We start from the raw sequence: 14,161 nt of genomic DNA, 5'->3' as shown, positions 1-14,161 counted from the left end.
TAACGGAGGCTTAATCTAAGCTACGACTGTTTAATTTTGAGTACAGCTTGAGTCCTAACTACTTGCCTCCTGATTCTCCACCGATAGGAATTGTTGAGGTGCTACAAACATAATCATTTTCTAAAATACCTGTAATACAAAGGGTCTAGAACGTCACATGTCTTGACTAAGCCTTCGATTGCTATAACCAAGATGTCTCGACTTAAGTTGATTCCCCTTACGTTTAACTGCTCAGTGTTATTTACCCAGTGACGGTATGTCTGAAATTTCGTCTATATCTCAAGATCCGTCCCCTCCAACTACACCGTCTCTCGTGGTAGAAACCCGAGGATTAACAAAACAGTTTGATCGGCATGTCGCTGTTAATCATGTTGATCTCGCCATCGCAGCTGGCGAAGTCTACGGGCTGATTGGCCCCAACGGTGCCGGTAAAACCACATTGATTCGTTTGCTGGCTACGGCAGAGGAACCGACCACCGGAGAAATTCTAATTGGTGGAACCCCCCTCAAGCGGGGCCATCCCAATGCCCAGATTAAGCATCAGTTAGGGTTACTCCCTGATGATTTCCCCCTCTATGACGACCTCACCGTTGACGAGTACCTACAATACTTTGGCCAACTATACTATCTTCAAGGAACTAACCTGAAGCAGCGGATCACCGATGTACTGGCGTTAGTAAGTTTAGAAAACAAACGCCATGGGCTAATCAGTAAGCTGTCGCGAGGCATGAAACAACGCCTCAGTTTAGCCCGCACTGTGCTACATAAACCCACCCTCTTACTTTTAGATGAACCCGTTTCTGGATTGGACCCCATCGCCCGCATTGAGTATCGTCAAACCATTAAAACTCTTCAAAAACAGGGGATGACCATTTTAATTTCATCCCATATCCTCAGTGATCTAGAAGACTTTTGTACTGCCATTGGCATTATGGAGCAGGGCCGACTGGTTCAAAGCGGTCAATTGCATACCTTATATGAACCTGCCACACAACAGCTGCTGATTTCTGTAGTTGAAAATATTGATGGGCTTGCTCGCTATTTAGAGGATCAAACTATCCCCGTAAAACAATTAGACAATAATCAGCTAGCCATTCAATTTACCGAAGATGTCCAAGCCGCTGCTAATCTGTTGCGGCAGTTAGTTTCCGAAGGCTTTGCCATTACGGAGTTTTATCAGACCCAAGAGACCCTGGAAGATATTTTTATTCGCTCCGGCTATCAACGTACGGCTTAAGGAAAAAATCGCCCAGATGGTGGGCCGTGCTACACACCATTCCTCATTCCCCATTCCCCATGAACTGGATCAATCAAATTGGCATTTGGAACCCTCAATTTTTACGAGAGTGTCGCGGCCATCTTAAACCACGTACGGTAATAGCAACGCTGAGCATATCGGCCATATTTCAAATTTTGCTTTGTTTTCTGTTATTTCAACGTAATACAGCAGCCCCTCCATTTCATAACCCATGGCTTGATATTGGGCGCTTTTTTACCTGGGCAATTCCCTACTTTTTATTTGTCATCGGCGGATACTATGTAGCCAGTGACTTGACCCAAGAAGAGAAGAAGGGAACTCTGAATTTTATTCGTCTGAGTCCACGACCTGCCCGAGAGATTCTGCTTGGCAAACTATTGGGGGTCCCTATCGTCCCCTACTTGGTAGTACTCTCGGTTGTTCCTTTACATGTTTACGCTCTGGCTCAAATACCATTGCCAGTCTCTTTCCTTTTGAGCTATTACAGCCTGTTGATTATTTCTACATTTTTATGTCTCAGCCTGGCCCTTTTAGCGGGTATTACTGGCAAGCTGCAACCCCAAAAAACATCCATAGCCATAGCCTTTTCTGGCCTTAGCCTAGTTTTGTTTGCGCCCTTTTTTATGTTTTGGAACGCCAACATTAGCTGGTATACCATTGCTGAAAACTCAAGACTGTTCGATGCAAACAATCCAGTGGTATCAACGCAATGGCTATATGTCAACCTGGCTTACAATAGTTTTTTGGCCTATGGATTTACTCTGGTTAATCTGATTATTGCCATTGGTTTAGTGTGGTGCATGCTAAAACGTCTATTTCATCAACCCAAAACCACATTAATTAGCAAGCGAGTGAGTTATTTGCTAACGGCTTATATTAACGTACTGGTCTGGGGATTTCTTCAACATCAAGACGCTGCACAAGGCTGGGATGCATTTCTCGGTTTTGTAGTGTTGTATGGGGTCAATTTTGGCTTAATACTGCTGTTGTTATTGGCCCTGATGCCTCAACGCCAACAGCTATTCGACTGGCTAACTTATCCCAAAACTAATTTAACTACCCGTCTTTGGGCTGATAAGAGTCCAGCATTCACGGCCATCGGGGTCAATATTCTGATTGCCGGTTTATTGATAGTGCCATCGTGGCTCCTGGAGGCTGAGTCATTATTATCTCCGCATTTACTAGCAGTACCCTTGAGTATTATTTTGAGCTGGTTAATTTATGCAGCGCTGACCCAAATTATCTTTACCACCCAGGTGCGTAATCCAGCCCTTTGGTCAACAGGCACAATCCTGTTACTGATTATTGTGCCATTGAGCATTTTGTCTATTTTTCAGAAAGGTGATTCCCTAAATCCTCTATGGCTGTTATATCGAACATTCTTTGGCCATCCTCCACTTTATGGTGGTCTTCAAGCCGTATTTTTGTGGGCCGTTGGTTTAGGCATAGGTCTCCAAGGAATTGTTTTGGCTGCCCTATTGGTGTTGCTTCGTCACCGTTTGCAGCGGCTCAGATCTTTGATGCAGGCCGTAGGGGATTAGGGTGCGATCTCAATTGAGTCTGGAAACGCTACACTACTCGGGTAATTGACAATTACCCATTGACAATTATCAACTATCAATTACCCTCCCCATGCCCTTCCAATACCCCCAAACCCGCCGCTGCGACCAAACCGATACTTACCACGGCACGACTGTTGCTGACCCCTATCGCTGGCTCGAAGATCCAAACTCGGATGAGACGAAGACCTGGGTTGAGGCACAAAATGAGGTTACATTTGGCTATCTGCGTGAGCTACCTGCGGTGGAGCCTCTCAAAAAGCGGCTGACGGAGCTTTGGAACTATGAGCGTTACAGTGTGCCATTTAAGCGCGGTGGACGTTATTTTTACTACAAGAATGATGGCCTACAAAACCAGGCAGTGCTTTACACCCAACCATCCCTGGAAGCTGAGCCGGTTGTGCTGCTCGATCCCAATACCCTATCGACAGATGGCACTGTTGCCCTAGGCAGCATTGCCGTTAGTGAAGATGGTCGTTATCTGGCTTACAGCCTCTCTAGTTCAGGGTCAGATTGGTTGGAGTGGAAGGTGCGAGACATCAAGACAGGGGAAGATACCGCCGACCATCTACAGTGGAGCAAATTCTCAGGAGCGCTCTGGAGTCACGACAACCAGGGCTTTTTCTATAGTCGCTATGACGCACCCTTGACAGATTCTCAGTTTGAAGAGGTTAATTATTTCCAAAAACTCTTCTATCACCGTCTGGGCACTCTTCAGTCAGAAGACACACTGGTCTATGAACGTCCTGATGAAAAAGAATGGGGCTTCCATGGGCGGGTAACCCATGATGGACACTACCTGGTTATCTATGTATGGCGAGGCACTGATAGCAAGAACCTGATTTTTTATAAGGATCTTCAAGATCCCAATGGCGAAGTCATAGAGCTGATTAGCGAATTTGAAGCATCCTATAGATTAATTGACAATGACGGCACTACATTCTGGTTCAAAACTGATTTAAACGCATCCCGTGGTCGTGTCATTGTCCTTGATCTGACCCAAGGAAATGTCCCCACAGAAATTATTCCCGAGGCAGAAGAGACTTTGGACTCGGTTAGCCTGCTAAACAATCAGTTTGTTGCCAACTACCTCAAAGATGCTTACACCACTATTCAAATCTTTGATCTAGCAGGTCACCCCCTCAGAACTGTTGCGCTACCAGGTATTGGCTCCGTAGGTGGATTTGATGGCAAAAAAGAAGATACGGAAACATTTTACCAATTTTCTAGCTTTACGGTGCCTAGCCGCATCTATCGCTACAACATGGAAACAGGAGAACAAAGCCTGTTTCGTGAAGCTGAGGTGGCATTTGACCCCAATCAATATGAAACACAGCAGGTGTTTTACACCAGCAAAGATGGCACACGAGTGCCCATGTTTATCACCCACAAAAAGGGCATAACACCCAATGGCCAAACACCCACGCTGCTCTATGGATATGGCGGTTTTAATATCCCTCTTAGCCCCAATTTCTCAGTGGGCAATCTAGTGTGGCTAGAGATGGGGGGCATCTATGCCGTAGCCAACCTGCGAGGCGGTGGTGAATATGGTAAAACCTGGCACCAGGCAGGTACAAAGCTGACCAAGCAAAATGTTTTTGATGACTTTATCAGCGCGGCTGAATGGTTAATTGACAACAATTATACTGCATCTGAAAACCTGGCGATTATGGGCCGTAGCAATGGCGGGCTGCTGGTTGGAGCCTGCATGATTCAGCGCCCCGACTTGTTTGCAGCAGCTCTACCCGCCGTGGGTGTTATGGATATGCTGCGGTTTAATCAATTCACCATTGGTTGGGCCTGGGAAAGTGACTATGGATCTCCCCAAGATCCTGAGGAATTTAAGGCACTCTATGCCTATTCGCCACTGCATAATCTAAACTCAGCCAGCTACCCATCCACACTGATTAGCACCGCCGACCATGATGATCGCGTCGTGCCAGCCCACAGTTTTAAGTTTGCCGCTACACTCCAGGCGGTTCACCAGGGAGACAATCCAGTATTAATCCGCATTGAAACAAAGGCAGGCCATGGAGCTGGTAAACCAACCGCTAAGATCATTGAGGAAGTCGCTGACAAATGGGCCTTTCTAGTAAAGACCTTAGATGCAGAGGGCAAACATTTGACAGTTTAACCTGTTGCGATTTCAGCTGGTGCTAATTTAGGGGATAAATCGAGCTGTGATATTTGCTAATAGCCCAGATTTAAAGGATTAAATCCCTCCGAGGATCAGCAACGCCAATTTCAAATTATGATGCTATCGAGTGGGTGGGACATCGACTATGTCAGAATTGCAGGCCTTTCTTGAAAAGCTACACCATACCTATGCGGCAATGGAGGAGGGTGAGGTCGCAGCTTATATTCCAGAACTCTCCAAGGCTAACCCAGACTGGTTTGGCATCAGCGTTGTTACCACCGATGGCCAGGCATTTAATGTCGGGGACACCGAGCAGAAATTTACAATTCAGTCAATTTCTAAACTCTTCTCCTACGGTCTGGCGTTAGAAGATCATGGTCGAGAGATTTTGTTGGAGAAAGTGGGCGTAGAACCCACGGGTGATCCTTTTAACTCAATGATTCGGTTAGATGAAGGCTCCCATCGGCCCTATAACCCCATGATCAATGCTGGAGCCATTGCCACCACCAGCCTGCTGAAGGGTGATGGCCCCACCGATAAGCTCAACAGGTTGCTCAAAATGTTTGAGCGCTACACCGGGCACGACGTTTTTATTGACATGCCCACATTTATTTCAGAACGGGCTACTGGTCATCGCAATCGCGCCATGGCCCACCTGATGCTCAACTTCGGCATGATCGATAAAGATATCGATGCTGCCCTCGATCTGTATTTTCAGCAATGTGCCGTCATGGTCACCTGTCAGGACTTAGCCACCATGGCAGCCACACTGGCCAATCACGGCCAAAACCCCATCACCCAAACCCGCGCCGTTAACGAAGACTACGTTCGAGATATCCTCAGCGTCATGTACACCTGCGGCATGTATAACCGGGCAGGAGAATGGGCCTATCGAGTTGGTGTGCCTGCAAAAAGTGGTGTTTCCGGTGGTATTTTAGCAGTAATCCCCGGAAAAGCAGGTATTGCCACGTTTTCTCCCCCCATTGATGACAATGGCAATAGCGTAAGAGGCCTGCGAGTATTTGAAGCCCTATCTAAAAAATACAACCTCCACATGTTTGACCTATCCATGGGGCGATGCATATTTTGCATTTAAAATTTGTCGCTTACCATACTTAGAAATGTTGTGAACTGATCTATTAGACCGTAGCTATACAACACTTGGTTAAATTCCTTATAGGTTATGTGAGATATCTGTAGAGACTCTAGGAACAACAACAGCGTAATTGATATATTTTTCCATGGTGGTCTACCAGGGGAAAATCAAAAAGATGCGGAATAAGTGGAGTAGTACCAAAAAGAGACAAAAGCACTCAACCAAATTAAGAAAGAACAAACATAGAGAATCTGAAACAACGGCTGTTACCGCCATTGACGATACAACTACAACCGAGGCAGTAGATGAAACAGCAGAAATCATCACTGCCGAAGATGAACCTGAAGCAACAGCGACTACTGCTGTAGATAGTGAAACTGTCGACGATGAGAACGAAGCTGAAGCAATAGAAATTACTGCTGTCGATGATGAGAACGAAGCTGAGATGGCATCTGCTGCTGACGAGTCAGAATAAGGAGTGAATGCGAGTTTTTTTTGTAACAAGCATCTAAAATAAGATACTTACTTTGACCCTAGCCATAGTCAGGGTTTCTTTTTACCTGAATATGAATAGTGGGTACTGGTTCCATATAGTGGGATAGCTAAAGAGAATGCTATGGATGCTGTTGAGGGATAATAGCTGCTAGCAAAGTCCCCAACCTGTGGTGTTATGGAGCTATACCACACCTTTATTGACATGCCCACATTTATTTCAGAGCGGGCCACTGGTCATCGTAATCGCGCCATGGCCCACCTGATGCTCAACTTTGGCATGATTGATAAAGACATTGATGCCGCAGTCATTGGCGTACTCCCACCCCCAATTCAATCGAAAATATAGCCAACAAAGTATCCCACCATATTTCGGTATTCTAGGCCACCACTACCAAGTATCTACCCACAAAGTGAAACCTAGGTCAATGCCAACAATGCGTTGTCCATTCCGTTTTGGCCCCGTGGCAAGCGGATAGGGACGTTTTGATATGTCTATTTTAGGCATGGTCTCCTGTCCTCACTCCTCACAATCATCGGGCACACTTCGCCCTACAGCAACATGGTCCAAATCGTTATTACAGCGTCTAACAGCCCATTGTCGTGCTGTTTGCAGCATCCTTAACAGGCTTTTGTCAGCCAGCTAGGATTCTCACACAAATTTATTGTTTATGTGAAGTTAAAATAAATTACACCCCCATCATCAATTCAGAGTATTTAATCTGCCATAATCTCTCTACGACGATAACAAGTATTTTCACTCTAAACGCAGTGTTAATGCTTAGGTGTTACCATCGACTTCTTTTGGTAAAACAGTCACTTATGTAACATGTCATGAAGCATCACAAAAAAGCTTTCTGCAAGCTAGATCTAGAGAAAATCAACGAGAGACTTAATAAAGCTGATTTAGGTAGCGCTATTAAGGAGAGGATGGTGAAGAAGAGGCCTAATACTCTTATTTGCGCGTAATTGCTCGTTGTAGTGGTTGATAAAATACCAAATTACAGCAATATGATTTTTGAGCTTTTTCGAGAAGGGTAACATTTTGCGCACCAATCGAGATACCCGCTGCTGCATCGTATCTTTAAATCGCTCAATATAGCTGGTATAGCCACCATCCTTGTCTATAGGATGATGACGTTTGCTGGGTAAAGCCACTGGATAGGAACTCAACCGATCGGTGTAAATCACAGCACATTGTCGATAGATGGCTGGTAGGGACATCCATATGGCCTGAGCTGACTCTCCACTACGGTCACCGACATAGGCCCCCATGTTCTCACGCGTCTTGACATCTAAGGCTAACCACACCCATTGTTCATTACCTTTATTATCGACAAAAGACCATAATTCCTCCCTTTGAACCGTTAGGCGTTTTTTTGGCTTGCTGGTTACCTCTACTTGGGTGGCAACGGTATTGGTTTTCCGATTGCCATAGCGTTGGATGCAGTCGTCTGAACGCGCCAGGGAAATCCACTCCAGAAGAAAGCGGTCAATCAGGTCTCGTTGCTCCTGGGTGCAGTGATGCCACTGAGGATTCAGGACAAACTGACATCCACAATCCCGGTATTTATAGTTCTGTTTGCCATGATGGCTTGCCCATTGAAACTCATAGACTCAGGGTGACAGCTTGGACACGCAGGTATAGAACAAGACATCTTGTGACTGAGGGTAGAGTCGATTCTCTAAGGATGCTTTATCGGTCTCCAGAGGATCTCTCTGATCCACTTTTCTTATCCTTTTTTTCCTAAAAGGGGCTACCCTGATTTGCTGTCTCACAACAGAGTTTAGTTTTAACGGGTAGAGCTTTTTGAATAATTCAACCTTTGGTGTGTAGAGGTTTCAGTACTCGACGCAGGTAATAGAAATTTTATTTTTTTGACTAATGTGAGTTTCTGGAAGAACTACTCTACTAAGGTTTTGGTGCAGTAGAGCTGTTGACTTTTTAGATTGTTGAAAAGTTCTCTGATGTAAAGATTTTATATCACTCTCTTCAATATATGGAGTCGATCTGTTTTTAATGAGTTAGTGAGCTGATACTGGACAGTGCGAAGTTTTCTCTTGTTGGTCAAGTTCTTCCATCTAGGAGTAAAACTCAAGCCCAATACCTCGATTTACAAAGGGTACGTCCGAATAGAAAGATCTTAAAAGACCAAGTATGTGCCTACTTCAAAGCTGGTAGAAAACGATTTTCAGTAAAACTATGGCCTTTCGACCATTAGGTAATCTATCGAAAATCTATCGAAAAACCAACCAATCTGCTGAACGTTAGCGAGGAATCAGGGCTTTACTGACTGATTTCTAAGTTTATCCACAACAAGAACTTTTCACTGTCCAGAGCTTTTAGTAATTCATTTTTTCGACAACATGTCTAAGCTTTTAACAATCGCGATACCTACCTATAATCGTGCCTCTCTATTAGACCAGCAAATGGCTTGGTTGAATGAGGCTATTCATCGACTAGAGAGTTCTGTCGAGATTCTTATTTCCGACAATGCCTCCAGTGATGAGACTCAAAGGGTAATCGAGAAATGGTGTCCCCAGTTCTCTAATGTACAATTCACAAATCATCGTCAGCCATCTAATTTAGGACCTATTAGAAATATTGAATATTGCATAGAACAGGCGAAAGGGAAATTTGTCTGGGTAGTTAGTGACGATGATCGATTAAGACCAGAGACCTTAGGCTATATCATTAAGCATCTTTCTGAAAAGCCTGACTTAACCCTTATCGTGCTGAACCATGCGGCCAAAAATTTTGCTCAAGATATTGTGGCTTATGAGCAGTGCTATCGCATTAAGGAAGATGTTTGTGCTACCGATGGTAAATCCCTGTTTAGTAAATGTCTGCTTCAGCATCAGGGTGGAGTCACTCTAACAACAGCCTTAATTTATCGAACCTCTGTGGTTCAAGATTCACTGACATCTTGGCCCGAGGGTATGGATAATTTTTCAGTGCAAACCTATATGACAGCTTACTGCGCTCTTTATGGCTCTGTATTGCTAACGGCCATTCCTTACGTTGTTTGTGCCTTGGGAGATCATTGGTTTATCCAAGATACCTCAACCCGCAATCGTTTCCGATATGAAGACAAACCAGCAATGTATGCCAGATTATCTGATATTGGCTATGGCAGAGTTCTAATATGGAAATTCTGCTTGACAGTTGGCCAGTCCATTTTTGAACTCCTACGGCATCCCAGTAAGTTATCGTTATTTTTAAGAAAACTCTTCTCTTTAGCTAATGCCAAATTCCATAAGAAGAGTGCATAAGAATTCATAGAAACTAGATGGGTGGAATCTTTAACCGACATTCCACCCTCTCAGGGTTGCTACAAGCATAGCTGTTATTGCTGTAACCTATTATGTTGTTCATTGTGAATGGCCTGGATAAACTCAGAGTGAGTGGCATCGTACCCATGGTTTGACTTTTCGTTACTTTAGAGATGTAACAAAAAAGCTGACAATGCTCTGATTAGATTTAAAATTTTTATGTTGAGCTGTTATTCCTTAGGCTTCAGATAGAAGTATCAACATGGTTTCCCATACACGGTAACCATCATGCGATCAGTAGTTTGTGAATCCAGGAAAAGAGGTAACTGCTTTCAAGGCCATTCGAGTTATTTTTGGGTTGAGATTATCTCTATTTAAACTCCATTGAGTTGTTATCAAATTTGTTTGATAACACGTTTTAGGAAACCACATTTATGAGTTACAAACACCACCTTAGCTTCACCTATCTATCTCAGGAAGATCTGCTTAATGCCGGGTGTTTAGATATGCAGATGGTGATGGATATCGCCGAAAAAGGCATGTTTGAATTTGAAAGACATCATGTCATTTTTCCTGAGAAAATTGTCCAGATTTTTAATCAAGCTACCCAAGAACGGATTAATTGTTTACCGGCAACGCTGTTAGATGAAAAGGTCTGCGGCGTTAAATGGGTTTCGGTCTTTCCCCTGAATCCCAGTCAGCACGACCAGCAAAATTTATCGGCTATTTTTATCCTTTCGGAAATTGAAACAGGGTTTCCTATCTGTGTCATGGAAGGAACTCTCGCCTCAAATATGCGGGTTGCAGCCATGGGGGGGATTGCTGCCAAGCATTTAGCCCGTCCTGATGCTGAAGTGATTGGTTTTATTGGGGCCGGGGAACAGGCAAAAATGCATTTAATCGCGATGAAAGCTGTGTGCCCTGGTCTAACGCAGTGTCGAGTTGCCGCTTACTTGGTAGCCCATGAGGAGCAGTTTATTGCTGAACTCTCACCCCTGTATCCAGAGATGGAGTTTGTATCCACAAACACTAATGCGCAACAAGCCATGGAGGATGCTGATATTCTGGTGACCGCCACCAGTGCCCAGGCCCCTCTGCTCAAAGCAGCCTGGATGAAACCCGGTGCCTTCTATAGCCATGTGGGGGGCTGGGAGGATGAGTTTGAGGTGGCATTACAGGCCGATAAGATCGTCTGCGACGATTGGGAAACCGTGACCCACCGCACCCAGACATTAAGCCGAATGTATAAAGAGGGGCTGATTAACGCCAGCCATATCCATGCTGATCTACACGAGTTAGTCTCTGGCAAGAAACCAGGGCGTGAATCGGAGTCAGAGCGAATCTATTTCAATGCCGTTGGCTTGGCCTATATTGATGTTGCCATTGCCACCGCCATGTTCAACCGAGCTAGGGAGAACCAGCAGGGCACTCAACTCGATCTACAACAGAGTATGGTATTCGAACATCCTGATTTGAAATCGAAACTGAAACGCTGATACTAAGACCGGGCAACTATGTTTAAGCGTCTGAATAACTTAACAGATGAAACCGTCACGGTAACGATTGAAGGTGAAGCTGTTCAAGTTCCAGTGGGGGAAACCGTGGCGGCAGCTGTTTTAGTACATGGGTTGGACTATACCCGCACCACCTCTTTATCAGGGGCACCTCGGGCACCGTTATGCATGATGGGGGTGTGCTTTGAGTGTTTGATGGAAATTGATGGCTTGCCCAACCGTCAAGCCTGTCAGGTACAGGTGGCAGAAGGGATGACGATTCGTCGTCAACAGGGGGTGGGAGGAGATAATGCGTAAATCTTATCAGCTGGTGGTGATTGGGGCTGGACCGGGGGGACTTGTTGCAGCAACAACGGCGGCGAATTTAGGCTTAGATGTGGTGGTGCTCGATGAGCAGCCATCGCCCGGTGGACAAATTTATCGTGCGATCGCAAATGCCCCCACAAACCGCGCCACATTACTCGGAGCAGATTATCAACACGGCGCTGACCTGGTAGCCGCATTTCAGACTAGTGGAGCCCACTATTTACCCAACACCACCGTTTGGCTATTAAATGCTCGTCACCAGGTTGGCATCCTGCACAATGATCAAGCATCTATTATTCAAGCGGAGTCTGTGATTGTTGCCAGCGGTGCGATGGAGCGACCAGTAGCGTTTCCCGGCTGGACCTTGCCGGGGGTGATGAATGCAGGGGCGGCCCAAATCTTGCTGAAAACCGCTGGTGTGGTCCCCGCCAATGGCACGGTCATCGCCGGTGTGGGTCCGTTACCCCTACTGGTGGCTTGGCAATATCAGCGGGCTGGCATACCGGTAAAAGCGATTCTAGAACTCTCGCCTGGAACCAACCTGTGGCGGGCTGCACCGCGCTTACCGAAGGCATTAGGGGCCGGTAACTACATTAGCCGTGGATTAAAATACACCCTGGATCTCAATGCAGCGGGCATCCCCATCTACTATGGGGTTTCTCACCTACAAGCTCAGGGGGACAAACACATTCAAACGGTAGAGTACGGCTGGAATAGCCTTGGCATTCGTCGGCGAGAAACCATCCCCACAGACAGTCTCTTGGTCCATTTTGGGGTGATTCCTAGAACAAATCTGACCCAGGCCGCTGGTTGCCACCATATCTGGGATGCGGGGCAACAGTGTTGGCGACCCCAAGTAACGCCGTGGGGAACGACCACTGTGCCGGGGATCGCCGTTGTGGGTGATAACGCCGGCATTGGGGGTGCCCGCAGCGCCGAACATAGTGGCCGATTAGCCGCCCTAGAAGCTGCTCGGGCGTTGGGCCTCATCAGTGAGCAACAGCGCGATCGCCAGGGCCAGGATGATCTCAACTGGCGGCAGCAAGATTTAAGGGTACGCCCTTTTCTAGAAGCCCTGTACCGCTTACCGGAGTCCCTGCTTGTTCCCGCCGATGATGACACTCTGGTCTGCCGTTGTGAAGAGATTTCAGCTGGGCAAATCCGCCAAACGGTGCGAGAAGGCCATGGTGATCCCAATCAAGTGAAATATTATCTCCGCTGTGGCATGGGGCCTTGTCAAGGAAGACAGTGTGCCTCGACCGTAGCCCACATTGTTGCAGCCGCTCACCAGCGTCCCGTCTCAGACTATGCTCCCTTTCGCATTCGCCCGCCGATCAGGCCCATGACCATTGACCAGCTGGCTAATTTGACAGGAACAGAAGCATGACGGTTGATGTTGTAATTATTGGTGGGGGGTTGATTGGATCCTCAACAGCGCTACACCTGGCCATGGCTGGACAACGGGTCATCGTCGTAGAGAAAGATAGCCCTGGCCGCCATGCATCTGGTGTGAACGCAGGCGGTTTACGTCGATTGAATCGTCATCCGGCGGAGATTCCCCTCGCGGTTGTTGCCGCCAGAATGTGGCGAGATATCTATTCCCTGGTGGGCAGTGATTGCGATGTAAAACTCAGCGGCCAGGTGCGGGTGGCGGAAAATGCCGCTGATCTGGAGAAACTCAAAGAACGCGCAGCTATGGTCTGTGCCCTGGGGTTTGACCATGAACAGCTGATTGATCGCGAACACCTCTACACACTGGTCCCTGCTCTGGCTCCCCACTGTGTGGGTGGACTGTATACCGCTGGTGACGGCTTTGCCCGTCCCTATCACGCCCTCACTGCTTTTCGCCGCAAGGCCGAGTCCTTGGGAGTAGAGTATCGAACAGGCTGCCGTGTGACGGGGATAGAACGGATGGGAGACCGTTGGCGTGTGGTGTCAGAGCAAGCCAAGTTGGACGCACCTATCCTGGTCAACTGTGCAGGGGCCTGGGCAGGGCAGGTATGTGACTATTTAGATGAACCCGTCCCGCTCAATATCGGAGCTCCAATGATGATGGTGACTGAGCGGTTACCCCCTTTTCTTGAGCTAGTGGTAGGCGTGGCATCCCGTAAGTTGTCGTTTAAGCAGATGCAAAACGGTACTGTATTGATTGGAGGGGCTTATTTGGCTGACCATGACATGGTTAACGAGAGAACAGAGATTGATTTCTTCAAACTCTCTGAAAGCAGCCGCACCGTTGTAGAGCTGTTTCCTAGAATGGCAGGTGTGCGAATTGTCAGGACATGGGCAGGCCTGGAAGCCTTTATGCCCGATCGTATTCCCGTCATTAGTGCCAGTGGAAAAGTCCCTAATGTTTATCATGCCTTTGGGTTCTCGGCCCATGGCTTCCAACTTTCACCCGTTGTCGGGCGCATCATGTCAGAGCTGATTTTGAATCAAAAGAGTTCCTTAAACATCAAACCGTTTTCGATTCAGCGATTTCAAGCCATCGATGCCAGCCATACTTCACATCAGCTTAGTTAACGT

The 14,161-nt window shown here is 46.7% G+C and carries 11 protein-coding genes and 1 pseudogene; 11 read left to right on the top strand and 1 reads right to left on the bottom strand.

The window, feature by feature from the left end:
• Nucleotides 1-256 precede the first annotated feature (256 nt).
• From SPB21_RS09320 to SPB21_RS09295, 6 genes and pseudogenes are all read left to right on the top strand, one after another.
• Nucleotides 257-1,237 carry an ABC transporter ATP-binding protein gene (locus SPB21_RS09320; RefSeq protein WP_490795351.1) on the top strand — a complete coding sequence of 327 codons (981 nt, stop codon included), beginning with the start codon at nucleotides 257-259 and terminating at the stop codon, nucleotides 1,235-1,237.
• Nucleotides 1,238-1,296: 59 nt separating this feature from the next.
• On the top strand, nucleotides 1,297-2,799 hold the full coding sequence (locus SPB21_RS09315; RefSeq protein WP_499866391.1) for an ABC transporter permease: 1,503 nt from the start codon (nucleotides 1,297-1,299) through the stop codon (nucleotides 2,797-2,799).
• Nucleotides 2,800-2,890: 91 nt separating this feature from the next.
• Complete coding sequence (locus SPB21_RS09310; protein WP_499866390.1) at nucleotides 2,891-4,951, top strand: prolyl oligopeptidase family serine peptidase; 2,061 nt, start codon at nucleotides 2,891-2,893, stop codon at nucleotides 4,949-4,951.
• Nucleotides 4,952-5,099: 148 nt separating this feature from the next.
• Nucleotides 5,100-6,050 carry a glutaminase A gene (gene glsA, locus SPB21_RS09305; RefSeq protein WP_499866389.1) on the top strand — a complete coding sequence of 317 codons (951 nt, stop codon included), beginning with the start codon at nucleotides 5,100-5,102 and terminating at the stop codon, nucleotides 6,048-6,050.
• A 145-nt stretch (nucleotides 6,051-6,195) separates the two neighbouring features.
• Nucleotides 6,196-6,525: a hypothetical protein gene (locus SPB21_RS09300; RefSeq protein WP_163659592.1), complete on the top strand. Its 330-nt coding sequence runs from the start codon at nucleotides 6,196-6,198 to the stop codon at nucleotides 6,523-6,525.
• A gap of 204 nt (nucleotides 6,526-6,729) precedes the next feature.
• Nucleotides 6,730-6,852 (top strand): annotated as a pseudogene (locus SPB21_RS09295) (glutaminase A); the annotation flags it as partial.
• A 596-nt stretch (nucleotides 6,853-7,448) separates the two neighbouring features.
• On the opposite strand, the gene SPB21_RS09290 reads toward SPB21_RS09295, so the two are convergent.
• A protein-coding gene (locus tag SPB21_RS09290) for an IS1 family transposase (protein WP_499866388.1) occupies nucleotides 7,449-8,200 on the bottom strand; the annotation gives its coding sequence in 2 pieces (ribosomal slippage) (nucleotides 7,449-8,140 and nucleotides 8,140-8,200; 753 coding nt in all).
• Nucleotides 8,201-8,909: 709 nt separating this feature from the next.
• On the opposite strand from SPB21_RS09290, the gene SPB21_RS09285 reads away from it, so the two are divergent.
• The 5 genes from SPB21_RS09285 to SPB21_RS09265 all read left to right on the top strand — a co-directional run bounded on the left by SPB21_RS09285 (nucleotide 8,910) and on the right by SPB21_RS09265 (nucleotide 14,158).
• Nucleotides 8,910-9,815 (top strand): glycosyltransferase family 2 protein, encoded by a 906-nt coding sequence (locus SPB21_RS09285; RefSeq protein WP_499866387.1) that lies wholly within the window; start codon nucleotides 8,910-8,912, stop codon nucleotides 9,813-9,815.
• A gap of 434 nt (nucleotides 9,816-10,249) precedes the next feature.
• Nucleotides 10,250-11,311: an ornithine cyclodeaminase family protein gene (locus SPB21_RS09280; protein ID WP_499866386.1), complete on the top strand. Its 1,062-nt coding sequence runs from the start codon at nucleotides 10,250-10,252 to the stop codon at nucleotides 11,309-11,311.
• Between the two features lie 18 nt (nucleotides 11,312-11,329).
• Entirely contained in the window at nucleotides 11,330-11,626 is a 297-nt protein-coding gene (locus tag SPB21_RS09275) for a (2Fe-2S)-binding protein (RefSeq protein WP_163659589.1), read from the top strand.
• Nucleotides 11,619-13,022, top strand: a complete 1,404-nt coding sequence (locus SPB21_RS09270; protein ID WP_499866385.1) for an FAD-dependent oxidoreductase — start codon at nucleotides 11,619-11,621, stop codon at nucleotides 13,020-13,022. The genes SPB21_RS09275 and SPB21_RS09270 overlap by 8 nt, the downstream gene beginning before the upstream one ends.
• Nucleotides 13,019-14,158: an NAD(P)/FAD-dependent oxidoreductase gene (locus SPB21_RS09265; RefSeq protein ID WP_499866384.1), complete on the top strand. Its 1,140-nt coding sequence runs from the start codon at nucleotides 13,019-13,021 to the stop codon at nucleotides 14,156-14,158. The genes SPB21_RS09270 and SPB21_RS09265 overlap by 4 nt, the downstream gene beginning before the upstream one ends.
• Nucleotides 14,159-14,161: the final 3 nt, after the last annotated feature.

The organism is Leptothoe sp. ISB3NOV94-8A (genome assembly GCF_043421595.1).
Taxonomy (GTDB): Bacteria; Cyanobacteriota; Cyanobacteriia; order Phormidesmidales; family Phormidesmidaceae; genus Leptothoe; species Leptothoe turfae.
This window is presented reverse-complemented; position numbering and strand designations above follow the sequence as displayed.